The organism is Variovorax sp. RA8 (assembly GCF_901827175.1).
Lineage (GTDB): Bacteria > Pseudomonadota > Gammaproteobacteria > Burkholderiales > Burkholderiaceae_C > Variovorax.
The window spans coordinates 402,517-428,971 of record NZ_LR594663.1 but is presented as its reverse complement, the minus strand read 5'-3'; the positions used below and the strand labels follow the sequence as shown (position 1 = coordinate 428,971).

Annotated in this window: 24 protein-coding genes and 3 pseudogenes; 20 read left to right on the top strand and 7 right to left on the bottom strand. The window is 65.9% G+C overall.

Features of this window, described 5'->3' with window-relative positions; translation table 11 throughout:
* Positions 1 to 624: 624 nt before the first annotated feature.
* From E5P3_RS33040 to E5P3_RS33025, 4 genes are all read left to right on the top strand, one after another.
* Positions 625 to 2,004, top strand: coding sequence for a replication initiation protein (locus tag E5P3_RS33040; RefSeq protein ID WP_162590259.1), 1,380 nt, complete (start codon positions 625 to 627; stop codon positions 2,002 to 2,004).
* A 249-nt stretch (positions 2,005 to 2,253) separates the two neighbouring features.
* Complete coding sequence (locus tag E5P3_RS33035) at positions 2,254 to 2,463, top strand: hypothetical protein (RefSeq protein WP_162590258.1); 210 nt, start codon at positions 2,254 to 2,256, stop codon at positions 2,461 to 2,463.
* 146 nt (positions 2,464 to 2,609) lie between these two features.
* Positions 2,610 to 2,972 (top strand): hypothetical protein, encoded by a 363-nt coding sequence (locus tag E5P3_RS33030; protein WP_162590257.1) that lies wholly within the window; start codon positions 2,610 to 2,612, stop codon positions 2,970 to 2,972.
* Positions 2,972 to 3,610, top strand: a complete 639-nt coding sequence (locus E5P3_RS33025) for an AAA family ATPase (RefSeq protein ID WP_162590256.1) — start codon at positions 2,972 to 2,974, stop codon at positions 3,608 to 3,610. The genes E5P3_RS33030 and E5P3_RS33025 overlap by 1 nt, the downstream gene beginning before the upstream one ends.
* Before the next feature lie 213 nt (positions 3,611 to 3,823).
* On the opposite strand, the gene E5P3_RS33020 is transcribed toward E5P3_RS33025, so the two are convergent.
* A complete protein-coding gene (locus E5P3_RS33020; RefSeq protein WP_162590255.1) occupies positions 3,824 to 4,774 on the bottom strand; it encodes a GlxA family transcriptional regulator in 951 nt (316 codons plus the stop codon).
* Positions 4,775 to 5,050: 276 nt separating this feature from the next.
* Here E5P3_RS33020 and E5P3_RS33015 point away from each other — a divergent pair, with 276 nt between their 5' ends.
* Positions 5,051 to 5,761: an autoinducer binding domain-containing protein gene (locus E5P3_RS33015; RefSeq protein WP_162590254.1), complete on the top strand. Its 711-nt coding sequence runs from the start codon at positions 5,051 to 5,053 to the stop codon at positions 5,759 to 5,761.
* A 100-nt stretch (positions 5,762 to 5,861) separates the two neighbouring features.
* On the opposite strand, the gene E5P3_RS33010 is transcribed toward E5P3_RS33015, so the two are convergent.
* Positions 5,862 to 6,524, bottom strand: coding sequence for an acyl-homoserine-lactone synthase (locus E5P3_RS33010; protein WP_162590253.1), 663 nt, complete (start codon positions 6,522 to 6,524; stop codon positions 5,862 to 5,864).
* Positions 6,525 to 6,663: 139 nt separating this feature from the next.
* Here E5P3_RS33010 and E5P3_RS36030 point away from each other — a divergent pair.
* From E5P3_RS36030 to E5P3_RS32975, 8 genes and pseudogenes are all read left to right on the top strand, one after another.
* Positions 6,664 to 6,972, top strand: a pseudogene (locus E5P3_RS36030) (IS5/IS1182 family transposase); the annotation flags it as partial.
* Positions 6,973 to 7,064: 92 nt separating this feature from the next.
* Positions 7,065 to 7,562 carry an antitoxin Xre/MbcA/ParS toxin-binding domain-containing protein gene (locus E5P3_RS33005; RefSeq protein ID WP_162590252.1) on the top strand — a complete coding sequence of 166 codons (498 nt, stop codon included), beginning with the start codon at positions 7,065 to 7,067 and terminating at the stop codon, positions 7,560 to 7,562.
* Positions 7,563 to 7,572: 10 nt separating this feature from the next.
* Positions 7,573 to 8,068 (top strand): annotated as a pseudogene (locus tag E5P3_RS33000) (RES family NAD+ phosphorylase).
* Between the two features lie 220 nt (positions 8,069 to 8,288).
* Positions 8,289 to 9,065 carry an ABC transporter substrate-binding protein gene (locus E5P3_RS32995; RefSeq protein ID WP_162590251.1) on the top strand — a complete coding sequence of 259 codons (777 nt, stop codon included), beginning with the start codon at positions 8,289 to 8,291 and terminating at the stop codon, positions 9,063 to 9,065.
* Positions 9,066 to 9,078: 13 nt separating this feature from the next.
* Complete coding sequence (locus tag E5P3_RS32990) at positions 9,079 to 9,753, top strand: ABC transporter permease subunit (protein WP_162590250.1); 675 nt, start codon at positions 9,079 to 9,081, stop codon at positions 9,751 to 9,753.
* Positions 9,753 to 10,427 carry an ABC transporter permease gene (locus E5P3_RS32985; protein WP_174263169.1) on the top strand — a complete coding sequence of 225 codons (675 nt, stop codon included), beginning with the start codon at positions 9,753 to 9,755 and terminating at the stop codon, positions 10,425 to 10,427. Before E5P3_RS32990 ends, E5P3_RS32985 begins: the two co-directional genes overlap by 1 nt.
* A 16-nt stretch (positions 10,428 to 10,443) precedes the next feature.
* Positions 10,444 to 11,052 carry a hypothetical protein gene (locus tag E5P3_RS32980; RefSeq protein ID WP_162590248.1) on the top strand — a complete coding sequence of 203 codons (609 nt, stop codon included), beginning with the start codon at positions 10,444 to 10,446 and terminating at the stop codon, positions 11,050 to 11,052.
* A gap of 104 nt (positions 11,053 to 11,156) precedes the next feature.
* Positions 11,157 to 11,942: an amino acid ABC transporter ATP-binding protein gene (locus E5P3_RS32975; RefSeq protein ID WP_162590247.1), complete on the top strand. Its 786-nt coding sequence runs from the start codon at positions 11,157 to 11,159 to the stop codon at positions 11,940 to 11,942.
* A gap of 351 nt (positions 11,943 to 12,293) precedes the next feature.
* On the opposite strand, the gene E5P3_RS32970 is transcribed toward E5P3_RS32975, so the two are convergent.
* Entirely contained in the window at positions 12,294 to 12,482 is a 189-nt protein-coding gene (locus E5P3_RS32970) for a hypothetical protein (RefSeq protein WP_162590246.1), read from the bottom strand.
* Positions 12,483 to 12,867: 385 nt separating this feature from the next.
* Here E5P3_RS32970 and E5P3_RS32965 point away from each other — a divergent pair, with 385 nt between their 5' ends.
* Positions 12,868 to 13,224: a hypothetical protein gene (locus E5P3_RS32965; RefSeq protein ID WP_162590245.1), complete on the top strand. Its 357-nt coding sequence runs from the start codon at positions 12,868 to 12,870 to the stop codon at positions 13,222 to 13,224.
* Between the two features lie 313 nt (positions 13,225 to 13,537).
* Here the strand turns inward: E5P3_RS32965 and E5P3_RS32960 are convergent, their stop codons facing one another.
* Positions 13,538 to 13,744, bottom strand: a complete 207-nt coding sequence (locus E5P3_RS32960; RefSeq protein ID WP_162590244.1) for a hypothetical protein — start codon at positions 13,742 to 13,744, stop codon at positions 13,538 to 13,540.
* Positions 13,745 to 13,916: 172 nt separating this feature from the next.
* Positions 13,917 to 14,429, bottom strand: a complete 513-nt coding sequence (locus E5P3_RS32955) for an Lrp/AsnC family transcriptional regulator (protein ID WP_162590243.1) — start codon at positions 14,427 to 14,429, stop codon at positions 13,917 to 13,919.
* Between the two features lie 91 nt (positions 14,430 to 14,520).
* On the opposite strand from E5P3_RS32955, the gene E5P3_RS32950 reads away from it, so the two are divergent.
* A complete protein-coding gene (locus E5P3_RS32950; RefSeq protein ID WP_162590242.1) occupies positions 14,521 to 18,150 on the top strand; it encodes an indolepyruvate ferredoxin oxidoreductase family protein in 3,630 nt (1,209 codons plus the stop codon).
* A 722-nt stretch (positions 18,151 to 18,872) separates the two neighbouring features.
* Here E5P3_RS32950 and E5P3_RS32945 read toward each other — a convergent pair.
* Together E5P3_RS32945 and E5P3_RS32940 are read right to left on the bottom strand one after the other, a co-directional pair.
* A pseudogene (locus E5P3_RS32945) lies at positions 18,873 to 20,171 on the bottom strand (IS1182 family transposase).
* Between the two features lie 151 nt (positions 20,172 to 20,322).
* Complete coding sequence (locus E5P3_RS32940; RefSeq protein ID WP_162590241.1) at positions 20,323 to 21,810, bottom strand: recombinase family protein; 1,488 nt, start codon at positions 21,808 to 21,810, stop codon at positions 20,323 to 20,325.
* Between the two features lie 270 nt (positions 21,811 to 22,080).
* Here E5P3_RS32940 and E5P3_RS32935 point away from each other — a divergent pair, with 270 nt between their 5' ends.
* From E5P3_RS32935 to E5P3_RS32915, 5 genes are all read left to right on the top strand, one after another.
* Positions 22,081 to 22,356, top strand: coding sequence for a hypothetical protein (locus E5P3_RS32935; protein ID WP_162590240.1), 276 nt, complete (start codon positions 22,081 to 22,083; stop codon positions 22,354 to 22,356).
* A gap of 234 nt (positions 22,357 to 22,590) precedes the next feature.
* Positions 22,591 to 23,010: a hypothetical protein gene (locus E5P3_RS32930; protein WP_162590239.1), complete on the top strand. Its 420-nt coding sequence runs from the start codon at positions 22,591 to 22,593 to the stop codon at positions 23,008 to 23,010.
* Positions 23,011 to 23,107: 97 nt separating this feature from the next.
* On the top strand, positions 23,108 to 24,676 hold the full coding sequence (locus E5P3_RS32925) for a recombinase family protein (RefSeq protein WP_232073595.1): 1,569 nt from the start codon (positions 23,108 to 23,110) through the stop codon (positions 24,674 to 24,676).
* The gene (locus E5P3_RS32920; protein WP_162590238.1) at positions 24,673 to 25,563 is read left to right on the top strand and encodes a ParB/RepB/Spo0J family partition protein; all 891 of its coding nucleotides are present in this window, start codon (positions 24,673 to 24,675) and stop codon (positions 25,561 to 25,563) included. The genes E5P3_RS32925 and E5P3_RS32920 overlap by 4 nt, the downstream gene beginning before the upstream one ends.
* A 5-nt stretch (positions 25,564 to 25,568) precedes the next feature.
* Entirely contained in the window at positions 25,569 to 26,447 is an 879-nt protein-coding gene (locus tag E5P3_RS32915) for a plasmid partitioning protein RepB C-terminal domain-containing protein (protein ID WP_162590237.1), read from the top strand.
* Positions 26,448 to 26,455: the final 8 nt, after the last annotated feature.

Here is a 26,455-nt window from a genome sequence, read left to right as displayed (position 1 = left end):
GAATCAGCCTTGAAAGTTTGAGAGTCGTTCGATTATGCCGAGCACTCTCAAAAAAACGAAGAATGTTCGCTTCATCGCCACCCACAGCTTGCCTGGGGGTCCGTTTTCGAGGGTATTTGAGGATCTCCGGGGAGATTAAAGAAGAGCTTGAATACCTTCAAAAGATTAAGCCCCTCGGGATAACTGATTTCCTCAATCGAATCAACAGGTTAGCGCGCCTCCGCAGCTCCATGTGTCCAGCTTCTAATCGCAGGCGTCCAGCTTCTGATCGGAAGTGTCCGCGTGTTCATCGCTTGGTGTCCAACTCCTGCTCGACCCCTGTGGACAAGTTACCCACAACCCGGCAGGAGGCTGCTTCCGGGCATCCGAAGCAAGTGTACGGCTTCTAATCGCCCCGTTGCGGCGCAAAACCGTTGCGCCAGGAGTGCGGGGCGACGCAAACGTCCAGGTTCTCATCGGCCAGGCTGCCGCGTCTGGGGTGGGTTCCGGTCGGAAGTGTCCAGGTTCTAATCGCTCTTTCTGAAGGCGCTCGTCCGAAGTGTCCGGGTTTTAATCGGGTGGGCAATTGTGCGGGTACGGGCGCCCTTGTGTCCAAGTGGACTTGGACATAACATCCGTGCACACATGAGCAGCCGGATCGCAGACGCCACCCTCGAGAAGACGGCCCCCGCACAGGGGGCGGACGAGGTGCTGGAGCTGCGCAAGCCGCACGAGATGATCGTGATGATGCCGCGCTCTGCGCGCGTGACGCTGACGGGCCGGCGCATCTACAGTGCGCTGCTGCAGGTGGCGCAGACGCGACTGGTCGCGCTGCCAGCCATGCCGCCGGCGGACTTCATGTTCGAGGCGCCGCTCGCGGCCATCCTGCGCACCACCGGCTCCAGCGGCAGCGAGCGCACGGCGGCCAAGAAGTACCTGATCGAGATGCGCAGCCTCGAGGTCGACTGGGAGTCGACGGCGCCCGGCGATGGGGTCAAGTGGCGCGGCTTCTCGATGCTCTCCGAAGTCGCTCTCGAGCAGCGGCGCGGCGAGAACTGGGTCAGCTGGTCCTATCCGCCGACCATCATGGCCGCCCTGCGCGAGCCGCACCGCTGGGCGCGCATCGACCTGGACGTGCTGGCCAAGCTGGGCTCCTACACGGCCGTTGCGCTCTACGAGATCTGCGCGCGCTACCGCGAGAATCCGAGCGGCGTGACCAGCCGCAAGCCGGTGGCCTGGTGGGTCGATGCGCTCAGCAACGGCCCCGGCCCGGAGCGGCGCGAGTGGCGAAAATTCAAGAACGAGCGGGTGAAGGACGCCGTCGCGGAAATCAATGCCGAGACCGACCTCGACGTCGATCTGATCGAGCACAAGCAGGGCAGGGTGATCACCGAGGTTCAGTTCGCGGTGCGCAAGAAGCGCCAGGCAGTGCCCGCACGGCCGGCCTCCAGCGAGCCGGTGGACGCCACGCTGGTGTTGCGCGCGGAGACGCTCGGCATCCGCGAGATCAAGCTGGAGGGCCTGATCAAGGAGTTCGGCGACGAGCGCGTGCGCACGCAGATCGACGTGCTGGAGCGGCGCGCCGCCAACAAGACGTTGCGCTCGGTCGACAACGCCTTCTCCTATCTTCGATCGCTGCTGCGCAACGAGCCGCAGCAGGAGAGCCTGCTGGAGAGCGCACCGGCAGCCCCCGTTGAGGTGCGCGCGCCGGCGCCGACACCGTCGACACCTCCGGCCGCGAACGCCAACGGGGCAGCCGGCAAGGAAGCTTCCAACTACCTGCGCGAGCAGATCCAGACGATCAAGCAGGAGCTCGCGGCTCTCGAGCCGGCGCAGCTGAAGCGCTGGGTCGACCAGGCCCTGCAAGACCTCGCCAGGAAGGGGGCGCTCAACGCCGTGATCAGCCGGCGTGCCGCACAGGGGGATGTGCTGCATGGCATGCTTGGTTCGGCCGTCGTTTACGCGTATGCGGACGCCACCTACGGCCCCGACTGGAAGGTGGATCGTCAGTTGTTCGAGACGTAGGTTTCCAACGAGAGTGCCCGCTCACTCCCTTGAGCGTCATCGGCAGGACCGCTGGAGCTCGAGGTCCGGCTGCTGTGGCGGCTGAGCAATTGCCGGAATCAAGAGCGGGGTGCATTCGCCAGCGCTCACTTTGCACCCTTCGCTGGAATCATCTACGCTGAACCGACCATGCGCTCCTTGTCTGCATCCACGCGTGTCCGGAGCTGGGGTTGTCCCAGAAGCCGGAGCTTCGGCGCCCAGGTAGCTGTCTTGGAACGCATGCTGGACTTCTCGAGGGGCGCCATCCGGAGAGTCATGCCATGGGCGACGCTCGCCGAAGCAGCTGAATCAACGGTCGTGAAGGCCGCGACAGATGCGCGGTTGGCCGCACTGCCGTCTGATGACGGGTTTGAGTCCTTCGATGAGCTGGAACTTCAGCGGGACGAAACTGGCATGGTGCGTCTGGCTTCGCTCCAATAGTTCCGTACGAGTCAGTGCGAGTAAGTGATCGCTACGGTGGTTGCGCGGCGGTCGAGTTGAAACACAGCGGACCAAACGAGCAGGGCGCGGGCTATACATCTGCAAAATAGGTAAAATGGGCAAATTCCTTATCTTCAGGATCTGAAATGGTACCCACCTCTGTCCGCTCCACCGGATTCGAGCGCCTGACGCGCGAGCTCCCGTCGTTCTCCGCGACCAAGCTGGCGGCAGGGATGCAGGCCGTGGCCAGCACGGTGATGGCAAAAGGCGCGGTGGTGATCACGCGCCATGAGCGACCGGCGATGGTGCTGATGTCGGTGGAACGCTACCTGGAGATGGAGCAGGCATCGGAGCCAAACCTGGAAGCGCTCACGCATCGCTTCGACGACATGTTCGCGCGCATGCAGGGCGAAGGGCCCGCGCAGGCGATGGCCGATGCCTTCGCCATGGACCCCTCCGAACTGGGTGAGGCGGCCGTTACCCAGGCGGCGCAGGCGACACGCGCCTGATGCCGGCTCGGATCTTCGTGCTTGCCGGCGTCAATGGCGCCGGCAAGAGCAGCGTGGGCGGCGCCGCGCTTTTGCAGAAGAAGGTGGAGTACTTCAACCCTGACCAGGTTGCGCGCTCGCTGCTGGATGCCGACCCGGGGCTGTCGGCGCAGCAGGCCAATGGCCGAGCCTGGGAACTCGGCCGCAAAGGTCTCGAGCGAGCCCTCGCCGAGGGACTGAACTTCGCCTTCGAGACGACCCTGGGCGCCAGGACGATTCCACAGATGCTGCTCGATGGCGCACGCCAGGGCGCGCAGATCCATCTCTGGTACGCGGGGCTGGCGTCGCCGGAACTGCACCTGCAGCGCGTGCAGGCGCGGGTGGCCGCGGGTGGCCATGACATCCCCGAAGCGAAGATCCGCGAGCGCTACGACACGAGCCGCGCCAACCTCATCCGGCTGCTGCCGCATCTGGCAAGCCTGCGCATCTACGACAACAGCGCCCAGGGTGATCCCCAGGCGGGGCAGCGACCGAAGCCGGTGCTGCTGCTGCACATGGAGGCAGGGCGCGTCGTCACCCACATCCCGCTCGCCCAGGTGCCACAGTGGGCGAAGCCGGTCATGGCGGCGGCCTTGAAGCGTCCCGAGGGTCTCGGGTAGTCGTCACGCAGGCATTGCGCCCCGGGCGTCCAGTCGTACTGATCTGGCCCTTGGGCGATCGGGAGCGTCTCGCTCCCGCGGCCGCGGCAAGCATAACGGTAGGGGATGCGGGCGCTCACTCTCTCGCGAGCAGCCTTGGATGCGGTCGAAGCGGGTCGGTTTTGCCGCGCCAGTCGAAATCTCCAGGATGTCGCGCGTGAGCCTCGCGCCGGCTCACTCGGTGTCGGCGTCGTTGCCGGTGAGGAGCCTGCGGTACTGCAGGGGCGAGATCTGCAGGGTCCGCACGAAGGCACGGCGCATCACCTCGGAGGAGGCGAAGCCGCACTGCAGTGCGATCGCCTTGATGGAGCGCTGGCTGCTCTCCAGCAGGTGCGCCGCGGCATCGACGCGGATGCGCTCGAGGCCCGCGGCAGGCGTGGAGCCGGTCGCGCGTCGATAGAAGCGCGCGAAGGTGCGCTCCGACATTGCCAGGTGCTCGGCGAGCCGTGCCACGCTGAAGGACTGGCGCAGGTTGCGCGCGATCCAGCCGTGAAGTTCTTCGATGCGCGGGTCATCGAGTGCACGCACGGCAGGCGGGCGCAGGAAGGCTGCGCTGCGGTAGGCATGCTGGAACGGCTCGCCGAGCCGGCTGGCGATGACGCTGGCGATCACGCCGCCGTGATCCCGAGCCATGAGGTCCATGGCGAGGTGGACGCCGCGCGTGAGGCTCACCCCGATCCAGCGTGGGTCTGCGGCGCCCCCTGCGGTGCCCACTGCGCCGCCTTGGTGCGCATCCTCGGGATCGGCCCCGGCCGCCTGCGCGAGCACCCGCGCGGCCCGTCCGATGGTGGCGCCGAGCTCCACATGCCGGACATGGCGTTGCAGCCAGCCCGGAAGGATGCGCCGCTCGGCCGAATCGAACTCGTCGAGCGAGGCGCGCGAGTCGCCCGCGATGATGAGCTTGGAGATGCCGCCCTGCACACGCCTCGGGACAGGGCACGTTGCCAGCGGAATGCCGCTGGAGCCCAGCACGGCTTGAGCATCTGCGGCGAGCAGGCGCAGGCGATAGGGCTGCGTCTTGCTCAGATGCGTGAAGACGTCGTTGGCCATGTCGAAGACCGCCACCGCCCCGGCGACGTCGACGGTGGAGAAGCCGGGCAGCAGCAGGAACAGGACTCTTTGCATGCGTTGGTCGGGCTCGCAAGCCGTGAGATGGCACGAGCCGCGTGCGTTGGTGCGCGAACTCTATCGGTTTGTGACAAGCCGATGAAGCGCGGTGCGCAGACCGCCGGATTGGCAGGAACGGTGGCGAGTTTGGCGGCAACCGAGGGCTGCCGGCCTCTACACTGCCGCCGGTGAAGCGGGCCTGCGGCAGTCCCGCTTGGCTGTCGCGAGGAGCTTGCACGCGAGGCGCGAAGGGCGGCACACACCGAGGCAACTGCTGCGCAAGGAGATCAATCCATGGGCTCATGGACGCAGGAAGTGTTCATGCGGCTGACGCAGGCGAGCTCCCTGGAGGCCGCCTTCGAGCAGATCGACATCGGCGCGCGCGAACTGGGCTTCGAGTGCTGCGCCTATGGCCTGCGCCTGCCGTCCTCCTTCACCCGCCCGAAGACGCTGATCTTCTCGAGTTATCCCCGGTCATGGCGCAAGCGCTACGCGGAGGCTGGGTACGTAGGTGTGGATCCGAGCGTCGCGCATGGCGTGCGCAGCCTGCATCCGCTGGTTTGGAACGACGCGCTGTTTCGAAGTGCGCCCCAGATGTGGGACGAGGCGAGATCCTTCGGGCTGCGGGTCGGGTGGGCGCAATCGTGCTTCGATGCCCAGGGGCGCGTGGGCATGCTGTCGCTGTCGCGTTCCTGCGACCGGCTCGGCAAGACGGAGCTGCTCGCGCATGACCCGCAGCTGCGCTGGCTGGTCAATACCGCGCATCTGGCCATCACGGCGCACCTGGGCGAGCACGAGGGCCCTGGGATCGAGCCGTTGACGCGAAGGCAGGCGGAGGTGCTGCGATGGACCGCCGACGGCAAGACAAGCGAGGAGATCGCGCAGATCCTGTCGATCACTGCGCGAACTGTGAACTTCCATATCGCCAATGCGATCGCCAACCTACGCGTGAACAACAGGAACTCGGCGATCGCGCGCTCGTCCCGACTCGGCCTTTTGAATTGAGGGTTGCTCGGCTGCCAGGCGAGATCCAGCATCTGCAGCAGAACAGCCATGGCTTCGGGGGCGTCAAGGGCGCTCAAAGTTGCCAAACGTGCGGCCCGGCCTACCGGATCGTCCGGCCTGCCTCGACCGGCGTGCGGCGTGCGCGCCGTTCATCCGCTTGAGGGGAAGCGAAGCTCGTGGATGCAGCCTGGCGAGGCGCACGCCAGTCTTCGTCGACGTCGATGAGGCAGGCGAACAGGGCCTGTCCCTCCACCATCCTCGCTTCTCCGGCGCGCCGGCAATCCACCCCGGCGGCCTTGAGGATGCGCTCGATGCCAAGGGGCGAGACGCTGATCAGTTGGCGTACGCCGTGCTCTGCCGCCAGGCCCATGGCAACTGCCAGCAGGTCAAGCGCATGCGGCGAGGCGAGGCCATGCTGGTGCGAGGCGCGCCTGCTGTGCAGGTCGAGTGCGGCAAAGCGCGAGAGCTCCCACAGCCAGCCCGCACGCGGCGGATGCTTCGAGCCGAGCAGCTGCGGAAAGACGTCGGCGAGCAGGTACGGGCCCATCGTCGGCAGCAGGCGCGCGCTGCCGATGATGCGGGCATGCGCGTCGAGCGCGACAACGTAATGGGTGTCGGGGCGGTCGAACTCGTCGAGCTCGATCCCGCCGCTCGTCTGGAGCTTCCAGCCGAGCCGTTCCACGAACACGCGATGCCGATAGCGTGCCAGCTCGAGCAGAAGCCCATCTGGCAGCGTGTCGACAGTTCCGGTGATGATTTCCATATGCGGTCCTCGTGAGCGAGATGGCATTAGAGCGAGAGGTCCGCGCTGCGGGCACTGTCAGAATTTGCAGGTAGTCGCCTGCTCCTGACACTGCGGTCCGCAGCAGGCCTTCAACCCTGTTGCCCTGCGCCGGAAGGAATCTCACGCCATCGCTGCTATCGACGGCAGCAAGTTCAAGGCGGTCAACAGCCGTGACCGCAACTTCACGCCAGGCAAGATCGATGCGCGCCAGCGCCAGATCGAGCAGAGCATCCAGCGCTACCTCGACGCCCTGGAGACGGCCGACCGCAGCCTGCCGAGGGCGAGGCCAAGACCGAACGGATGGCAGGGAAGATCAAGAAGCTGCGCGAGCAGACGAAGGAGCTCGATCTCACCAAGGAACAGCTGAAGAAATAAACCCGACGGGCAGCGCTCGTTCACCGATCCCGATGCGCGTTCGATGAACTCGCAAGCCACAGGCTCGCGCGAGGCATGACATTTGGCCGCGCCATATAGGACAATTTGCCATCTATCAACTGGAGCGCGACCGTGCAAGCTGCTATGCACCCGGGCGCCGCGGCGACGCCAGACCAAGATTTCGCCGCTCGCGAGATCATTCTGCTTCAGCACTCGGGGGAGCTGCTGGGCGCGGGCAAGGTCTTCAAGCGCGTACCGAAGAGCCGCATGGAGGTCCACTCAGCCATCCTCGACGGCGCCTTCCCGTACGGAGCGCTCCTGACACTGCTCTCTGGCATCACGCTGCTGAACGAGACCGACCTCACAAACGCCCTGGGCATCAGCGCGCGCACGCTGCGCCGGCAACGCGAAGCACACAAGAAGGCGATGCCGGCAGACCTGGCCAGCAAGACCTGGCTGTTTGCGGAGACGCTGACCAAGGCGACCGAGGTCTTTGGTAGCCGCGAAAAGGCCGAGGAGTGGATGAATCGTCACGCCATGGGGCTCGATGGGCGCCGCCCCATCGAGATGCTGCAGACCGCGCAAGGCACGGAGATCGTCACCGATTTCTTGACCCGCCTCGAGTACGACGTCTACAGCTGATCCGATGCGGATGACTCCTCTGCCGGATCCTCTGGGGCGTGGCGTTGCGCTTGTGGCCTGGTGCGTTGACAACCACCTTCATGCATCCACCTGGGATGGTGGGATCGGCGCCGAGCGCGGCGGCGGGCGCTGGAATCCCAAGGGAATCAAGGCGGTCTACTGCAGCTTCGATCCGTCCACGACCATTTGAGAAGTCGGGCTGCACAAGGGTCTCCATCGCGCACACCGTGACGAGCATGACGATCGCCGATCCGTCCGAGGTCAAGATCGTCTGGCCGGCCGATGTTCCCAATCCAGGGTGGCTCCGTGCTAGCGTGCCGAGCGCGGGTCAGCAAGCCTGGGGCGCCGCGCTGCTGTCGGCACACCCGTTCGTCGCGTTCCCGAGCGTGGTGTCCAAGCCGAGCTGGAACCTGGTGTTCCGCGCGGACGTCGCCGCGGGCAAATACGCGCTGCGCGAGCAAGTCCCGCCCGTCATCGATGGGCGCCTGAACCCTGCGAAGCCCTGAGCCAGCCGAGAGGGCGGCCGTTACTGCGGCACCCGTCGGGGCGCATGGCCTTGCGGACCTGCTGGTCCTTTCATTGCACCCGATGCAACACAGGTGATCGTGCCAGCGCTCGGCGGGCTCGTACGCTCCCGAGACGTTCTTTTGCATCCCATGCACACCTTGCGGGCTTGCGGCGCCGGGGCCGATGATCCGCGCCTTTGAAGCTCAAGGAGACGATTGCATGAAGGCATCTTGTGCAGGTTGGCTTGCGCGCCTGGCGTTGTGGATGGCGGCGTTGCTCGCAGGCGCCGGTGCGACAGCGCAGCCGGTGCTGCGCATCGCCACCGAGGGGACCTATCCGCCATGGAGCTACAAGGACGCGCAGGGCCGGCTGCAGGGCTGGGACGTGGACATCGCGAACGCCCTCTGCGAAAAGATGAAGGTCCGCTGCGAGATCGTGGCGCAGGACTGGGACGGCATCATTCCCGGCCTGCTCGCGCACAAGTACGACGCGATCGTCGCGAGCATGGCGGTGACCGAGCAGCGGCGCCAGCGGGTCGACTTCACGAACAAGTACAAGAGCACGGTCTCGCGCTTCGTCGCCCGCAAGGGCACGCCGCCGGACGTCTCGCCGGACGCGCTCAGGGGCAAGGCGGTCGGCGTGCAGCGCGGCTCGATCCAGGCCGGCTACCTCGCGGCGCACTACAAGGGGAGCGACATCAAGCTCTACAACACGCCGCAGGCCGCAGAGCTGGACCTGCTTGCCGGGCGCGTGGACTACATCTTCGGCAACATGGTGACCTACCACGTCGGCTTTCTCAAGCAGGCCGAGGCCAGGGACTTCGACTTCGTCGGCCCCGAGCTCAAAGGCGGGCTGCTCGGGGAAGGCAACGCCATCGCCGTTCGCAAGAACTCGCCGCACCTGCTGCAGCAGCTCAACGGTGCGCTGGCGGCCATCCTTGCCGACGGCACGTATGACCGCATCACGGCCCGGTACTTTCCATTCAAGCTGATGTGAACGGAATCCACGCATGGACCTTCAGGGGTTTGGCGGCCAGCTCTGGATCGGTGCATGGATGACCTTGCAACTGGCGCTTTGTGCGCTCGCGCTCGGCCTGGGGTTCGGCGCGATCGGCTGCTGGCTGCAGCGCAGCCCCAATCCGGTGGGTGCGGCACTCGGCTACGGCTATTCGGCGGTGGCGCGCGGCGTGCCGGATCTTCTGCTCATCTTCCTCGTCTACTTCGGTGGCCTGCACGGGCTGCCCGCGCTGCTCGGTCGTCCGGTGGACGTCGGCGCCTTCGCCGCGGGCACACTCGCGCTGGCGCTGTCCTTCGGCGCCTTCGCCTCGGAGGTGTTCCGGGGGGCCTTGAATGCCGTCTCCCGCACGCAGCGCGAGGCCGCGGCGGTGCTGGGGCTCGGCCGCTTCGGCGCATTCCTCACCGTGGTGGCACCGCAGGCACTGCGCACGGGCCTGGCCCCATGCGGGAATCAGGCCATCGTGCTGCTCAAGCAGACCTCGCTGGTCTCGGTGATCGGGTGCGACGAGCTGATGCGCAAGGCCGCCGAGGCGGCGGTCGGCACCCGTCAACCTTTCACCGTCTATCTTGCGGCAGCCGGCCTCTATCTGGTGCTCACCACGCTGGCAACCGTCGCGCTGGAGCTTGCGGAGCGTCGCGCCTGCAGGCATGCCCGCACTGAGCCGTGATCGATCTCGAACTCATGATCTCCGGCCTGCCCGCGCTGCTTCGTGGGGCCGTGCTCACGCTGCAGCTGACCGCGCTGGTCCTGCTGCTCGGCGCGCTCCTGGCCGTGCCCCTGGCGCTGGCCAAGAACGCCGCCTTCGTCGTGCTCCGGCGGCTTGCCGACGCTTATGTCGCGGTCTTTCGCGGGACGCCCTCGATCGTGCAGGTGTTCCTGCTGTATTACGGCGCGGGCCAGTTCGATGCGGTGCGCGCGTCGCCGGCGTGGTCCGTGCTTCGGGATCCCTACTGGTGCACCGTGATCTCGCTGGGCCTGAACTCTGCGGCGTACACGGCGAAGAACCTCGCCGGTGCGCTTGCAGCGGTTCCGCAGGGGCTGCTGGAGGCGGCGCGCGTGCTGGGGCTCGGGCCTTTCGCGCGCTTCTGGCGGGTGCAACTGCCGCTCGCCACCCGCACCGCCTTGCCGGCCTACAGCAACGAGGTCATCCTCACCTGCAAGGCCACCTCGCTCGCCAGCACCGTGACGCTGATGGAGCTGACGGGCAGCGCCCGCGTGCTGGCATCTCAGACCTATGCGCCGTACGAGGCCTTTCTCGCCGCGGGCCTGGCCTACCTGCTCATCAACTATGGCCTGATGGTCCTGCTGCGGCGGCTCGAACGCGCTCTCGCATTGCACTGAAGAAAGGATTTTTTAAGTGCTCGACTTCGTCACACTCGGCCCGCAGGGCAGCAACCATCAACTGGTGACCGAGCGCTACCTTCGCTTTCATGGACTGCAAGGGCAGGGCTCGATCGATCTCGTTGAAGACTTCGAGGAGGCGGCCGAGCGCGTGCTGGATCGCCGCTGCGATTTCCTCGTGCAATGCGCCGTCCATCCGGCAACGATGGCGACCGTGGCGCGCTATCGCGAGGGGCTGTATGTGGTCGACACCTTCATCTCGCCGAGCCGCGATCTTGCGGTCATCCGCGACCGCAGGGTGGCCCAGCCGCGCGGGCTCGCGCTGATGGCGCCGACCGAAGGCTATGTCAGGCCCGGGCGCTGGGGGGAGGTCACCCACATGCCGACCGTGATGGCGGTTGCCGACGGGCTTCGCGATGGGCGTGTGTCCCGGGGACTGACCTATGCGTTCCTCGCCGACGAGGAGCCGTGGCGTTTCGTCGTGGACGAGTTCATCGGCTCGGTGGACGATGCCTGGATCGTGTACGGGCGCGAGCGCGTGAGCGACGGCTCCATCGTGGCCTGGCCCCGCAGTCCGGCCGCAACCATGTACCGGCGGCTGCAGGCAGCGGAGGACAGGCGTTGAGCGCGCCGGCCGCCGTGCCTGCAGGGGCATCTGCAACTGCGGCCTTGGCCGGACCGGCAGGTCGGGGCGGGCACTCGCGAAACGGCGGGCATGGAAAGGCGGGGATGCAAGCCCGCAGCGACGCGGCCCTGGATGGCGCGCCAACCGGCACGGTGCCGGCCCATGCCTTGGCCCTGGATCGCGTCTCCAAGTGGTTCGGCGCGACCCAGGTGCTCGCGGAAATCACCTTGTGCGTGCAACCCGGCGAGCGGGTGGTGATCTGCGGACCCTCCGGCTGCGGCAAGTCCACACTTGTGCGCTGCATCAGCGGCCTCGAGCGGATCGACGCCGGGAGCATCCATATCCACGGCCAGCCGCTGCGTGCCGGCCGACCGCCGCGGGCGGCGCAGGTGGGCATGGTGTTCCAGCAGCTGAACCTGTTTCCGCACCTGAGCGCCCTGGACAACTGCACGCTGGCGCAGCGCTGGGTGCTCAAGCGCAGCAGGGCGCAGGCGCGCGAGGTCGGCATGCGCTACCTGGAGCGCGTGCACCTCGCGCATAAGGCGCATGCCTATCCGGCGAGCCTGTCCGGGGGCCAGCAGCAGCGGGTGGCGATTGCCCGGGCCCTGTGCCTCAAGCCCGACGTGATGTTGTTCGACGAGGCGACCTCGGCGCTCGACCCGGAGATGGTCAAGGAGGTGCAGGAGGTGTTGAAGGAGCTGGCGGGGGAGGGCATGACGATGGTCTGCGTGACGCACGAGATGGGCTTCGCGCGCGAGGTTGCCAACAGGGTCGTGTTCATGGATGGCGGCAGGATCGTCGAGGCAGGTGCGCCGGCGGATTTCTTCGACCATCCCCGCACTGCCCGGCTGCGGCAGTTTCTGGGCAAGCTGCCCAAGCAGCGGCAGTGAGCGCAGGCGGATCTGCCCAAGACGGTGCGCCGCAGCCTCCGGGAGCGCGCGTCCCACGCGTAGCCTCGGGAATGGAAGACAGGCCAGGCGGATGCGCCAGCGACTGAGCAGGGCGTTGGTCCAACCCGCAGGAAGCCTCCATCTCTTCGATTCGCACCGACCTTCGCCGACACGAAGCCGCACCCAGCACGACGGGGCCTTCCCGGGCGCCGGGGACGCCCAAGAACCCGCATGGCCCTGCGAAGCCCGCCCGCGGCGCCTGTCCGAGACGAACCGGCGAGCGCACGAAGTCCGGGCAGCGTTGCAGAGCGCGCAACTGGCTGCGCCAGGTCGCGCGTTGCTTCCTGCCCATCAGTTGTTCGCAGGCAGCGCGAGCAGCGGCGCGTCCTCCACCTCGCTCCCCAGGTTGGCGGTGCCGGGTTTCATGGGCTCCGGTCGCAGCACGAGCGAGGTGGACAGATCAACTGCCTGCCTTCTCTGAAAGCAGTGGGTCGGGGATCGGTACTCGAACGTCACGGTGAGTTCATGCTGTCGCCCCATGACTCTCCTCAAAGCAATGGGTGACGGACTCGCTCCTGGCCTAAGGTGGGACACCACTGCGAGGAGGCTCGCCGTGGCCCTGCGTCCGCCTCTTGGAAGTCGGGTCTCTTCGGATCCGCAGGTCCTGAGCATGACCTGCAGCAAGGGCGCAACGCTGTCGGTTGAACCCGCCGTACTCTGTTTTCTTCTTCGGCACGGACATTCTTCTCGCGCGCGCCGGAAATCGCTTCAGCGCGGTTCGCGTGCGTGCCGTAGTTCCTGGCTGCGGGTCGCCCGCCCGGGCACCATCGCAACCCTGACCGACCGCGGCACACCCGGCCCGGCCGCTCCGGGTGGATGGCTGGTGCGGCGATTGCACTGCCGGCGGTGATCGCAACCCGCCGCCATGAACATTCTTCGCACCTGGACCTTCTGGATTCGCACACCCCAGCGCGAGGAGTGCCGCCTGCACCTCGAAGGCAGCAAGCTGCGCGAGATGCGGGCTGCGCCTGGCAACCGGCGCGCGGCAGCGCTGTTTCGTGATCGAGGCGACGGCACGACGGTGGTCACCCTCATGTCCATCTGGGATTCCATGTCGAGCATCCGCGCCTTTGCCGGGCCGGAGGTGGAGCAACCTTCGATCGATGCGCAGGACCTCGGCAAGCTCTTCGATCAGGAGCCGGCAGTGCGCCACTTTCCGATGTCCGATGCCGACACGCTTCGCGCGTTGCCGGCGCAATGGCGGGAAGCGGAAGACGGGTGAAGGCGGCAGCGCGCAGCCATTGCGAAAGGCCGCCGTGCCCGCTGCAATGCGGCCGCGCGCGCCTGTCGTCCGCAGGGGCCTCAGCGGGTGATCGCCGGGCGCTGCATTGCATGCCGGGGCCTGCCCGTGCGATGCGCGCTGGCCTCTGAGACCGCGGCAGGCCTGCAGGGCGGCCGCCTGCGCGATGCGGGAAACCCGTCCAACACCTCGTGCACGCGGATTCCCGGTCGCTTCTTGGGAGTCGGCGGATCAGGGGGCTCGCCCTGCGTTCGGCGAGGAGAGAGCGCAAGCGGCGCCGGCCGCTCCTGGCTTGTCACCACAGCTTCCACCACGGGCGCCGCCGAATGCGCAGGTGAAGGGGGCGGGTGTCGAGGCGCTCGAGCAGGTCGGCCGCGGCGCCGAAGCGGCTGGCCGGCGAGGATTCGAGCCCCTTGCGTCGGGAGCGCGGCCCGCCGTCGTGATGCGGCGCGCCTGTGCCTTCGTTCGGCAGCGAAGCGGGAATGGTGGCCGGGTCGGGCATGCCGGGATTGTCGCAGCGAACCCCGGGGCACCCACTGGCCGCTGTGCGGCGCCGCAGATGCGCCATGGCAGGCCTCGCAGGCGGGGCATTCTCAGAGGCGGGCACCGGGGCTTCAGGGCAGTGCTCCGGGGTCCCGCGCGCGCGGGCGCAGGTCCGGCAACGCGCGGCGCCCTCAACGCGTTCTCGCGCGTGCGCGCCGTGGTGCGCCGAATCCGACCGGCAGGCTTCCCTCGGACTTCACCTCCCGCAGGACGATCGCCGAGCGGACCTGGGTCACACCGGCCTGCTCGAACAGGGTCGCGTGCAGGAACCTCTCGTAGTGCTTGATGTCCGGCACGTGCACCGTGAGGATGTAGTCCGCCGGGCCGGTGGCCGACACGCAGCGCACGATCTCGGGGCTGGCCTCGACGGCGTGCTCGAAGTCGCGCACCTTCGATTCATGGTGGCGGTCCAGGTTCACCTCGGTCACGGCCGCGAGGTTGAGGCCCACCTTCTCGCGGTCCACGACCACCGTGTAGCCGCGGATCACGCCGGCGGCTTCCATCTCCTTGATGCGTCGCCAGCAGGGCGTGGACGAGAGGCCGACCTTCTCCGCGATCTGCTGCACCGTCTGCCGCGCATCGCGCTGCAGCTCGAGCAGGATCTGCATCGAGTGGCTGTCCAGGGGAATGGAATCGTCGTTCATGCGCTCTTTGGAGAAAATTGTTCTCCAAACTAGGGTTCGTTGGGATTGGGGAAAGAGAATATTCCTCCGGAGAGAGAAGAACAATCCCCGCATGAACCTTCCCGCGACCTCTGCCGCCGCCTCGCCCATCCGCCGCCCCGCCTATCAGCTCGCCGACAGCCTCTGGGCCACCTGCGGCACCGTGTTCCTGAGCGGCACCCAGGCCCTGGTGCGCCTGCTTGTGATGCAGCGGCAGCGGGACGCGGCCCGGGGGCTGTCCACGCGCGGCTTCGTCAGCGGCTACCGTGGTTCGCCGCTCGGCATGGTGGACCAGGCCATCTGGAAGGCCGGTCGGGGCTTCGCGCAAGCGGGCATCCGGTTCGTGCCGGCCGTCAACGAGGAGCTGGCGGCGACGCAGGTGCTCGGCACCCAGCGTGTCGAGTCGGATCCCGAGCGCACCGCGCAGGGGGTGTTCGCGATGTGGTACGGCAAGGGGCCGGGCGTGGACCGCGCGGGCGATGCGCTCAAGCATGGCAACGCCTACGGTGCGTCGCCGCATGGCGGTGTGCTGGTGGTGGCGGGCGACGACCATGGCTGCGTGTCCTCGTCGATGCCGCACCAGAGCGACCAGGCCTTCGTGGCCTGGGGTATGCCCATCGTGCAGCCTGCCTGCGTGGCCGAGTACCTGGAGTTCGGGCTCTACGGCTACGAGCTGTCGCGCTTTTGCGGTGCCTGGGTGGGCATGGCGGCGCTGTCGGAAGTGGTGGAGAGCGCCAGCACGGTGGACCTGGACCTGATCGAGGCGCGCGTGGCCGCGTGGGTCGATGGCGACACGGTGCGCGCGGCCACGGGGTACCGTGCGCCGGCCGACGGGCTGCACTACCGCTGGCCGGACCTGCCGTCGCTGCGTATCGAGTCGCGCCTGGCCGACAAGCTGGAAGCGGTGGCGGCCTTCGCGCAGGTCAACAGCATCGACCGCCATGTGATCGAAAGCCCGCAGGCGAGGGTCGGGATCGTCACCTGCGGCAAGGCGCACCACGACCTGATGGAGGCGCTGCGGCGGCTGGAGGTGACGCCGCAGGCGCTCTCGCGTTGCGGTGTGCGGCTCTACAAGGTGGGCCTGAGCTTTCCGGTTCAGACGACGCGCATCAGGGCGTTTGCCGAGGGGCTCGCCGAAATCCTTGTCGTGGAGGAGAAGGGCGCCATCGTGGAGACGCAGCTGCGCGAGCTGTTCTACAACGCGCCGCCGGGTGCCAGGCCCGCCCTGGTGGGCAAGCACGACCGGGAGGGCCGGCCGCTGGTCTCGGCGCTGGGCGAGCTGCGGCCGTCGCGCCTGATCGAGCTGGTGGCGCGCTGGCTCTCGGCGCACTTTCCTGGCGAGGTGGCGCTGGGCGGGCAGCTGCGGCATGTGCGCGACTTCACCATGCCCGAGATGCTCGCCAACGAGGCCGACGCGGTGAAGCGGCTGCCCTATTTCTGCGCGGGCTGCCCGCACAACACCAGCACGCGGGTGCCCCAGGGGTCGACGGCGCGCGCCGGCATTGGCTGCCACTTCATGGCCAACTGGATGGACCGCAGCACCGCAGGGCTGATCCAGATGGGCGGGGAGGGCGTCGACTGGGTGTCGCATTCGATGTTCACGCGCACGCCTCATGTGTTCCAGAACCTGGGCGACGGCACTTACTATCACTCCGGCTACCTGGCGATCCGGCAGGCGGTGGCAGCCGGGGCGAGCATCACCTACAAGATCCTGTTCAACGACGCGGTCGCCATGACCGGCGGCCAGCCGGTGGATGGTGTCATCAGCGTGGATGCGATCGCGCGGCAGGTCGACTCCGAAGGCGTGAAGCGGGTGGTGGTCGTGAGCGACGCCATCGGGAAATATGCAGCGATCCGAGACAGCTTCCCTCGTGGCACCGAGTTCCATGACCGGGCCGAACTCGACGTGGTGCAGCGGCGCCTGCGCGAGGTCCCCGGTGTCACGGTGCTCATCTACGAGCAGACCTGTGCGGCCGAGAAGCGACGCCGCCGCAGGAAGGGGGAGATGGCCGAGCCGGCGCGGCGGCTCTTCATCAACGAGGCGGTTTGCGAGGGCTGTGGCGACTGCAGCGTGCAGAGCAACTGCGTGGCGGTGCTGCCGCAGGAGACCGCGTTCGGCCGCAAGCGCAGGATCGACCAGACCAGCTGCAACAAGGACGAGGCGTGCGCACAGGGCTTCTGCCCCAGCTTCGTCGGCGTCGTCGGCGGTGCGCTGCGAAGGAAGGGCGGCGCGCTCGACGCCGGCGGGGACGCCTTCTTGCAGCAGGTTGCCGCCTTGCCGCTGCCGCTCGCGCATGCGTGGGACGGACCGTACGACCTGCTCGTGACCGGCGTGGGCGGCACGGGCGTCGTGACCGTCGGCGCGGTGATCGCGATGGCCGCGCACCTGGAGGGCAAGTCGGCGAGCGTGCTGGACTTCATGGGCTTCGCGCAGAAGGGCGGGGCGGTGCTGAGCTTCGTGCGCCTGGCCGATGCGCCCGAGCGGCTGAACCAGGTGCGCATCGACACCCAGCAGGCCGATGCGATCCTCGCCTGCGACATCGTGGTGGGCGCCTCGCCCGAGGCGCTGCAGACGGTGCGCCGCGGGCGCACCCGCATCCTGGCGAACATCCATGCGGTCCCGGTGGCCGGCTCGCTGCGCGATCCGGAGGCGGACCTGAGGGTCCCGCTGCTGCTCGAGAAGCTGCAGTTCGCGGCCGGTGGCGAGCAGGTGCAGACCTTCGATGCGCAGGCGCTCGCAGGGGAGTTCCTGGGCGACACGCTGGCGTCGAACATCCTCGCCGCCGGCTATGCCTGGCAGTGCGGACTGATCCCGCTGAGCCTGGAGGCACTTCGGCGCGCCATCGAGCTCAACGGAGTCGCGGTCGACGCCAACCTGCGGGCGTTCTCGCTCGGGCGGCTGGCGGCCGCCGGCCCAGGGGCGCTCGGCGTCCTGCGCAACGCGGCGGCTGCGCCGCTGCAGGCCGGATCGCAGGCATCCACGGCGTCGTCCGAGTCCCTGGAGGCGCTGATCGAGCGCGGTTGCGCGCACCTCGAGCGCTACCAGGACAGCGCCTGGGCGCAGCGCTTCGCCTCGCGTGTGCGCAGCATGCAGGAGCGCGAGGCGGCGCTCGCCGGTGGCGACCCGCAGCTTCCGGTGACGCGCCACGCCGCGCTCAGTCTACTCAAGCTCATGAGCTACAAGGACGAGTACGAGGTGGCGCGGCTCTACAGCGACGGGCGCTTTCGCGAGCAGCTGCGCGAGCAGTTCGAAGGCGACGTCAAGCTGGAGTTCTACATGGCGCCGCCGCTGCTCTCGCGGCCTCGCGATGGCAGGCCGCCTGCCAAGCTGCGTCTTGGCGCGTGGATGCTGCCGGCCATGAAATGGCTGGCGCAAGGCAAGCGGCTGCGCGGCACGTTTGCCGATCCCTTCGGCCACACGGCGGAGCGGCGCCTGGAGCGCGGGCTTATCGCGCAGTTCGAGCGGCGCCTGGACGAGCTGGCGTCGGTGCTGTCATCGACGAACCAAGAGCTGGCGGCGCAGGTGGCTGCGGTGCCGCTGGCGATCCGCGGCTACGGGCATGTGAAGCTGGCGAGCCTTGCGCTGGCGCGGGCACGCGAAGCCGAGCTGATGCATCGGCTCCTGCCCGATCGCTATCCGCGACCGGCGGCGACGGCGAAGGCAGGACAGATTCGCGGCATTGCGATCACGACAGCGCGCTGAATTCGGTGTGCGCGGCATGAGAGGACGAAGGGTACAGGGTGCCCAGGGCCGCCTGGAGACGATACGACGTTGGAGTCATAGGATTAGAAGTCCGGTTCTCGGCCTTCGCAAAGGGCTTGGGCAGCCGCAGAACCTCAAGGGGCTTGCGGCTATGCGCTCTGGGCCTGTGACGCATCTCGGCTCGGTCGCAGCATCCGCGTTCGGGCTGAAGCCGCCGATGCTTGTCTTCAAGGTGCTCCTTGGAGGCGGCGCTCTATGGCCGTGGCGAGCGTTGCTCAAGAAAGAACCCAGCAACGAGCGCGCCCTGGTCGCAAGAAAAGTTCGGGCGCATCCAAATGGCCGTGATGCTCGCCGCGGAACTGACCACGATTCCCGTCATGCTTGTTTTGCCGGCCCAATCTTGGTTATTGGTGGGGGGAGTCCTTTTGTTCGTGGGCTTCTGCGTGCACCTTGTAGTCGGTGTCATAGGCACACGTCGCCTCAGAGGCCTTGCACAGCGCAGCGGATAGCGCGCCTTGCCCAGGCTGCGACGAACTGATTACGCAGGCGCCTCCATCCGGCCGATGGCCGTTTGGAAACGGCTTTGACTTGCGAGTATGCGGAACACGCGGCCTTGTGGGCGTCATCGGTGCCACCGGGTCATCCAGTAGTCTCGTTGCACAAACGTGGGTTTTATCCGACCGAGGGTCGCTGCGCGAGCTGCAAAGGGCCGTTAAGGAGGCTCACGCCCCCACCAGCCTGACCGCCTTCATCGTTCTGGCAATACCCAGGATCGAGATCACCCGCTTCAGGTTGTATGCCAGCACATGCCAGGCTGGCGGTCCAGGCGTTGCTGGACGCGCTCAAGCACCTCTTCGTGCTCCCAGCGACGGATGCGACGATAGTCGCCTGTCGTGCACTGCTCTTTCATCGGGCATGTGGGGCAGGCGCTGGTCCAATAGACACGAAGCTTGTTGCCATTCTTCTCGAAGGTGGTGAACCTGTAGATGGCCCGTTCGCCCGCAGGGCACTGATACTCGTCAGCCTTGGCGATGTAGATGAAGTCGCTCTTGTCAAAGCGAACCCTCGGCCTTGGCGTTCGACGTCATCGGCTTGGGCACATAGGTCGTGATGCCCGCATCCTCGCAGGCCTTGAGCTCCGTGCCGTTGAAGTAGCCGCGGTCGGCGAGGGCCTGCAGCTTGGTCTTGCCCATCGCCTCGCGCGCGGCCGTTACCGTCGTTGGTGACCTCGTGCGCCACGATCAGGTGATGCCTGGCGTCGACGCCTGAACGTTGTAGCCCAACAGGCCCGAGCCCTTGGCTTGTGAGTTCATCGAACGCGCATCGGGATCGGTGGTCGAGCGCTGGCCATCGGGCTCGTGTTTCAGTTGCTCTTTGGTCCGGTCCAGCTCCCGCATTTGCTCGCGCAGCTTCTTGATCTTGTCCGTCAACCGCTCGGTCTTGGCCTCGACCTCCGCAGGCTGTGTGCGATCGGCGGTCTCCATGGCATCGAGGTAGCGTTGGATGCTCTGCTCGATCTGCCGCTGACGTGCATCGATCTTGCCGGCGGTGAAGTTGCGGTCGCGGCTGTTGACCGCCTTGAACTTGCTGCCGTCGATGGCGACGATGGCGTGCGTGAACAGCTTGAGGTCGCGGCACAGGCCGCCGAAGCGGCGGCAGACATTGCGGATGCCGACGCCGTTGTCGTGGCGGAAGTCGGCGATGGTCTTGAAGTCAGGCGCCACCCGGCCGGTGAGCCACATCAGCTCGACATTGCGCTGCGCCTCGCGCTCGAGGCGTCGGCTCGACTGGATGCGATTCAGATAGCCGTAGATGTAGAGCTTCAGCAGGACCGACGGGTGGTACGAAGGGCGACCGGTGGCTGCGGGTTCAACGCCCTCGAAGCCCAGTGCATGGAGATCGAGTTCTTCCACGAACGCATCAACGACTCGTACCGGGTTGTCTTCGCCGATATAGTCATCAAGGCACTCTGGCAGCAGAGTGACCTGCTGTCGGTCCTCGCCTTCGATGAATCGCTTCATGGGCAGCCACCTGGCTCAGACGGGTTGGCTCAATATAGGCGACCATCAACGGAGTTTCCACACAACCTCGGCCAGGACCGGACGGTCGCCGGCGCCGCCCAAATCGCCTTCATTTAAAGGAGCTTGATGTGCCAAGGCGACCCCGACTAGGCTATTGCGCCAGCCTGACTCGCAAAGCCTGAATAAGCTCCACCCCCGTGGCAATCGGCTCGAGGTATGGGGGTAGTTCTTCATCGAGCCATGGTGCCGTCTCCCGATACTCCTTCGGGTTGAGAAGTACGAACCGGGTTGCGCTGCCTCCATCATCCATCTGGGCGAGCAGCACCAGGTGCGCAACAGGCCGTCGCGACTTCAGGACATGCCACCGCTGAACGCCTCGGTAGGTTCGCGGCCAGAGCAACTGCAGGCGCAGCTTCACCGTCCCTCCGATCACGAGCACCCGGCTTCGGGGATGGACACGGCAGTCCATGCCGATCTCTTGCAGCAACCCCGCTATGTCGGATGTCATTCGATCACCGACCTTTCTGCCGACCAGCTTTCTTCGCTCGTGGAGTGCGCGGACCGCCCCCGAGTCACGGCCAGCCAACTCCAGCGCTCGTGACACCGATCCAAATGCATTTGTATAGGCCTTCTTCGAATGGAGCCCCAACGCATCGAGATCCAAGGCGTTCAACTCGGGGTGCTCGGTCAGCCTCTCACGAAGCACCTGGAGCAACTGCTCCTTGTCACGACGAAGTCTTCGACGGGCCCAGAGCTTTGCCTGTACCCGCATCCAAAGGTCGGCCGGAACCACCGGCTCAATGACGTTGTCCGCGCGCGTGACGGGGCGCTTCTTCCTGCTGAGGCCTCCGATATAGCGCTCACTGCCCCAAACAAAGTTGCCGGCGAGCGCCTCGCAGCGCAACAGTCGATCTACCATCGATTCCGTGAACAGCCGCCCGTCCTGTGCGGTCGTCCCCACCGCACGCAACTGGCGGGCGACGCCCCTGATCGTGGCGTTCGTGTCCGCGTACATGCTGAAGATTTTCCGGGTCAGCGCTACCTCTGCTGGCGGACCGGGCCCCCATGCGATCCGCTCGCCCTGCGAGGCCTTTGACTGCCCGCGAGCCAGCGGCCGTCTTTTCCCAACTCGATCAACGGCCATGCGCGTCAGGCCAATGCAGGGAAGTGGCCCCATCTGATACCCGAGGTGAACGGCGCGGTCCTGGCCGGCACGGGTTTTTACGCCCAGTTCACGTGCGTACTCGGCCGCCATGGCGCGCTTGAGCGTCTTCAGAAGCGCGGTCATAGGTTCATCGTCCGAGCCGAAGACCTCCTGCACATAGATCACCTTGGCGCCGTGCAGCCGACAGGTGTACTCGTAGTAGGCGGCCGCATCGATGTCCTGGAAGCGCCCCCACCGGCTCACGTCGTAGACCAGAACCAGATCGAAGGGGCGGGGCTCGTCCATCACGTCCCTCAGAAGGCGCTTCATGCCCTCCCGGTTCGAGATCTGCAATCCGCTCTTGGCAGCGTCCTCATAGACTCGAACCACCTCGATGTGGTTGGCCTGGGCATACCCATGTATTGCGGCCAGTTGCGTGCCAATGGAAAGCTCTTGTCGGTCAGATGACATGCGAACGTATCCCGCGGCGCGCATAGCTTTTTCCCCTTGCGAACCCTCGGTTCGCCTCTACTGCTCGTTCACAAACTGCGCAACCTGAGCGCAGAGAGCTTGGCCCCCCCAACCGCGGGACGGCGAACAAGCGCCAGCCGGCTCATGCAGTTCCAGTCCCAACCGCATGCCGCCGATATCGCCTGACCTCGGCCGCGTCTTGCACATGACGTTCGCTGCGCAGTCCGGCGGGCCACCCGGCAGAATCGTGGGCCAGACGTATCTCTGTTTGACAGGACTTTTGAAGGACACAGCATGCCGGCAACACCCGAAGAGATCAAGATGCTCGTTGACGCCTTCGAAGCGGCGCACCCTCACATGGCGCGAGCGATGGCGGATCTGCTGCTGCGCGGCAACGTCATCCTCGAGGAGCACTCGCTGCTTGAAGGGACCGTTGGGGATGACTTTGAGGCGTTCGTCTTCAAGATGCTCGATGAGCACAGCATCGGGAAGGATCAGTTCGCGGCGACGCTGATCGCATTTGAACGCCTTCGTGACACCATCGACCACCTCGACCAACTCCCACCCTGAGCGTTCACCCCAGTGGGGTGACCATCCTGATGGTCTTCATCGTCCAGGCAGCAGGTCGTTAGCCTGGAACTCCCTCTGCAACAAAGGGAGCACTGGGGTATGACGGCGTGCAGGGAAGGCCGCGGTGACGGGATACCTTCGGTTGCAAGCTGCTCAGCACGAAGATGAGCTCCCCGCCACCCTCCTCAGCGATGCCGTAGAACGCAGAGCTTCAATTCTGCGTCGAGGTGTCCCATGGCGACTCGCTGGTGCTCGTCCTGTGGGCAGGCTTTCGTGCCGGCCCCTCAAGTGCCGCGCCAGATGTACTGCGCGCTACCGGACTGCCAACGGGAACGACGACGCCTGTGGCAGATCGCGAAACGAAGGAGCGACCCGGACTACCTGGCAAACCAGGCCCACGCGCAAAAAGCATGGTCCGAGCGCAATCCGGAGTACTGGCGCACCTATCGGGATACCAATCCTAACTATGCCAGCGGAAACCGAGCGCAGCAGCGCGCCCGGAACCGCAAGCGTGTGATTGCAAAGATGGACTCGTCCCCGCCGCCGCTTCCTGCGGGAATCTATGAGCTGCGGCTCCTACAGGCCGCCCCCGGAATTGCAAAGAAGGACGTCTGGGTCGTCAGCCTGAGGGTGTTGCCGTCCTCCGGCCCTTGAGTCGCTTGTGATTGCAAAGAGAGGACTTGTTCGAACTGCCGGCGACTTGCTGCTACCTTCCAACACACCAAAAGCTGATTCAAATCACCTGGCAGCCATGTCGATCGATCACGGACTCGAACGCTGCGGTGGCGAGGCCGCCGCGCCATTCCGGGCAGCCGAATACGTTCGGATGTCGACCGAGCATCAGCAGTATTCAACGCTCAATCAGTCCGACAAAATCCGCGAATACGCCGAGCGCCGCGGCATCCTGATCGTGAGGACCTATGCCGATGAAGGCAGGAGCGGCCTTCGCATTGACGGCCGCCTGGGCTTGCAGCAATTGATCCACGATGTGCAGTCCGGGACCGCCGACTTCAGCGTCGTGCTGGTCTACGACGTGAGCCGATGGGGACGCTTCCAGGACGCCGACGAGAGCGCGTACTACGAATACATCTGCCGGCGCGCGGGGATACAGGTGGCCTACTGCGCCGAACAGTTCGAGAACGACGGCTCCCCGGTCTCCACCATCGTCAAGGGGGTCAAACGGGCGATGGCCGGGGAATACAGCCGCGAGCTCTCCGTCAAGGTCTTCGCCGGCCAGTGCCGGCAGGTGGAACTGGGGTTCCGGCAGGGCGGCGCGGCCGGATACGGCCTGCGGCGCCTGCTCATCGATCAGAGCGGATCCGTCAAGTTTCAGCTGGGCCGCGGCGAGCACAAGAGTCTGCAGACGGATCGGGTAGTCCTGACGCCCGGTCCCCAGGCCGAGGTCGACATGGTGCTCCAGGTCTATCGCTGGTTCGTCGACGACGACATGAGCGAGGCCACCATCGCGGTGAAGCTCAACACGGCGGGCATCAGTACGCCAACGGGACGCGAATGGAGCCGGGCAGCGGTGCATGAGATCCTGACCAACGAAAAGTACATCGGGAACAATGTTTACAACCGCACCTCGTTCAAGCTCAAGAAGGTCCATGTCTTCAACACGCCGGACATGTGGATCAGGAAGGACGGGGCGTTCGAAGGCATCGTTCCGCGCGACCTCTTCTTCACGGTCCAGGGCATCATCCGGGCCCGAGCGAGGCGCTTCAGCGACGAAGAGCTGATTGAGCGCCTCCGGCGTCTGTTCGAGCGTCGGGGGTTCCTTTCCGGCCTCGTCATCAACGAGACCGACGACATGCCGTCCTCCTCGGTGTACGCGCTGCGGTTCGGCAGCTTGCTGCGGGCGTACCAGCTCGTGGGTTTCACGCCCGGGAGGGACTATCGCTATCTGGAGATCAACCGCTACCTGCGTCAACTGCACCCGCGGATCGTGGCCGAAACCGCGGCGCAGGTCGCAGCTCTGGGCGGCCAGATCGTTGTGGACCCAGCCACGGACCTGCTGGACGTGAACCAGGAGTTCCGGGCATCCATCGTGCTCTCGAGATGCAGGTCGAACGAATTCGGGCGGCGACACTGGAGGGTGCGCCTGGACACCAGCCTGCGCCCGGACATCACCGTCGTAGTCAGGCTCCAACCCGAGAACAAGGTGGCACTGGACTACTACCTACTGCCCCATCTGCAGTTCGGCGCCAGCGCGCTCAGCCTGGCTGAACAGAATGCGATCGAACTGGAGAGCTTTCGATTCGATTCGTTGGACTACTTCTATGGCATGGCGGAGCGATTCCGCCTCAGGAGAGCGGCATGACGGCAAGCGCACAGCCAGAACTTCGGATGATTCCCATTTCTCGCATTGAGGTGCTGAACCCTCGGGATCGCAACCAGGAGGTCTTCAATGAGATCGTCGAGAACATACAGAACATCGGCTTGAAAAAACCCATCACGGTGACCCCAAGGATCGGGGACGACGGCGCTGAGAAATACCTGCTCGTTTGCGGCGAAGGCCGCGTCAAGGCATTCCGCAAGCTCGGCGAGGAACGCATTCCGGCGTTGGTGGTTACCGCCAGCGATGATGATGCCTTCATCATGAGCCTGGCAGAGAACATCGCTCGGCGGCGCTACAAGCCCATTGAACTGCTCTCAGGTATCGCGCAGCTTCGCGACAAGGGGTATAAGGCCCGGGAGATCGCGCAGAAGGTGGGGTTGGGGGCGAGCTACGTCGAGGACGTCCTGACGCTTCTGAACTGCGGTGAGGAGCGCCTGCTGTCGGCGGTGTGCTCCGGCTCCATCTCGATGAGGGCAGCTATGACCATCGCAGGAGCAGGTGATGACAGCAAGGCCATACAAGCCGCACTGCACGAGGCCTACGAAAGCGGCCAGTTGCGAGGCCATCAGCTGATGAACGCGCGGCGCCTGGTCCTGCGGCGCCAGTCCGCGGGAAAAGGCCTGAGAAGGGCCCCGTCGTCATCGTCGAACACCGCCATCACCTCCTCGAGCCTGGTGCGGGCCTATCAGAAGGAGGTGCAGCGGCAACGTCTTCTCGTGCGCCGAGCGGCGGTCGCGCAGCAGCGCCTGGCGTTCGTCATTGGCGCGCTGCGCAAGCTGGCGGCGGACGAAAATTTTTGCAATCTCCTGCGCGCCGAGGGCCTGGATACGGTTCCGAAGTATCTGGCGGACCACATCGTCCGAGGGTGAGTGATGTGGCCGTCTCGCTCGCGTTCATCCCCAAGCCGCTGGTGCTTCCGATCGACCGGATCCTTCCTTCCAAGATCTGGCCGGATGCCGTCCTTGAGACAAAGAAGTTCAAGCTGATCCTTGCCTCGATCCGCGAGGTCGACCTGATCGAGCCGCTCGCCGTCGGCGCTGTCGACAGGAAGACCGGCCATCATCTTCTGCTGGACGGCCACCTGAGGCTGCTGGTGCTCAAGGAACTGCAGCGCACGGAGGTGCCCTGTTTAGTCGCTTCGGACGACGAGAGCTACACCTACAACAATCGTGTCAACCGCCTCGCGACGATCCAGGAACACTACATGATCCGCCGCGCGTTGGAGCGTGGAGTGGCGCCTGATAGGCTGGCCAGGGCGCTGTGCGTGGACACTGCACAGCTCATGAGGAAAGCGAACCTGCTCAACGGCATCTGCGCCGAGGCGGCGGAGCTTCTGAAGGAGCGGCAGTTCTCCACCGAGGTGTCCACAGCCTTGCGCCAGATGAAGCCCACTCGTCAGATCGAGTGCGTCGAACTGATGATCGCTGCGAACACCTTGACGGTTCCCTATGCGCGGGCGCTGCTGATGGCCACCCCTGTCGAAATGCTAGTAGCTGGCCAGCGGCGCCGGCTCGAAAAAGCCGTCAGCCAGGAACAGGTTGACCGCATGGAGCATGAGATGGCTAATCTGCAGGACCAATACAAACTGGCAGAACAGACCTACGGTGAGGACATTCTTAATCTGGTGGTGGCCCGTGGGTACATCGGCAAGTTGATCGACAACCCACAGGTGATGCGCTACTTGCGCAAGTACCACGAGGAGGTCCTGGAGCAGTTCCAGAATATCGTCCAGTCGGTTTCCATAGAGGGGTAAGGCGCCCG

Excerpts from the sequence above, each read along its gene's own strand:
- E5P3_RS32955 (WP_162590243.1), bottom strand. The coding sequence starts at position 14,429 with ATGAACGACGATTCCATTCCCCTGGACAGCCACTCGATGCAGATCCTG.
- E5P3_RS32960 (WP_162590244.1), bottom strand. The coding sequence starts at position 13,744 with ATGCCCGACCCGGCCACCATTCCCGCTTCGCTGCCGAACGAAGGCACA.
- E5P3_RS33020 (WP_162590255.1), bottom strand. The coding sequence starts at position 4,774 with ATGCAAAGAGTCCTGTTCCTGCTGCTGCCCGGCTTCTCCACCGTCGAC.
- E5P3_RS32925 (WP_232073595.1), top strand. The coding sequence starts at position 23,108 with ATGTCGATCGATCACGGACTCGAACGCTGCGGTGGCGAGGCCGCCGCG.
- E5P3_RS33025 (WP_162590256.1), top strand. The coding sequence starts at position 2,972 with ATGCCGGCTCGGATCTTCGTGCTTGCCGGCGTCAATGGCGCCGGCAAG.
- E5P3_RS32995 (WP_162590251.1), top strand. The coding sequence starts at position 8,289 with ATGAAGGCATCTTGTGCAGGTTGGCTTGCGCGCCTGGCGTTGTGGATG.
- E5P3_RS33015 (WP_162590254.1), top strand. The coding sequence starts at position 5,051 with ATGGGCTCATGGACGCAGGAAGTGTTCATGCGGCTGACGCAGGCGAGC.
- E5P3_RS32970 (WP_162590246.1), bottom strand. The coding sequence starts at position 12,482 with ATGGGGCGACAGCATGAACTCACCGTGACGTTCGAGTACCGATCCCCG.
- E5P3_RS32975 (WP_162590247.1), top strand. The coding sequence starts at position 11,157 with ATGCAAGCCCGCAGCGACGCGGCCCTGGATGGCGCGCCAACCGGCACG.
- E5P3_RS32950 (WP_162590242.1), top strand. The coding sequence starts at position 14,521 with ATGAACCTTCCCGCGACCTCTGCCGCCGCCTCGCCCATCCGCCGCCCC.
- E5P3_RS32940 (WP_162590241.1), bottom strand. The coding sequence starts at position 21,810 with ATGCGCGCCGCGGGATACGTTCGCATGTCATCTGACCGACAAGAGCTT.
- E5P3_RS32990 (WP_162590250.1), top strand. The coding sequence starts at position 9,079 with ATGGACCTTCAGGGGTTTGGCGGCCAGCTCTGGATCGGTGCATGGATG.
- E5P3_RS33010 (WP_162590253.1), bottom strand. The coding sequence starts at position 6,524 with ATGGAAATCATCACCGGAACTGTCGACACGCTGCCAGATGGGCTTCTG.
- E5P3_RS32965 (WP_162590245.1), top strand. The coding sequence starts at position 12,868 with ATGAACATTCTTCGCACCTGGACCTTCTGGATTCGCACACCCCAGCGC.
- E5P3_RS33030 (WP_162590257.1), top strand. The coding sequence starts at position 2,610 with ATGGTACCCACCTCTGTCCGCTCCACCGGATTCGAGCGCCTGACGCGC.
- E5P3_RS32935 (WP_162590240.1), top strand. The coding sequence starts at position 22,081 with ATGCCGGCAACACCCGAAGAGATCAAGATGCTCGTTGACGCCTTCGAA.
- E5P3_RS33005 (WP_162590252.1), top strand. The coding sequence starts at position 7,065 with ATGCACCCGGGCGCCGCGGCGACGCCAGACCAAGATTTCGCCGCTCGC.
- E5P3_RS32920 (WP_162590238.1), top strand. The coding sequence starts at position 24,673 with ATGACGGCAAGCGCACAGCCAGAACTTCGGATGATTCCCATTTCTCGC.
- E5P3_RS32930 (WP_162590239.1), top strand. The coding sequence starts at position 22,591 with ATGGCGACTCGCTGGTGCTCGTCCTGTGGGCAGGCTTTCGTGCCGGCC.
- E5P3_RS33040 (WP_162590259.1), top strand. The coding sequence starts at position 625 with ATGAGCAGCCGGATCGCAGACGCCACCCTCGAGAAGACGGCCCCCGCA.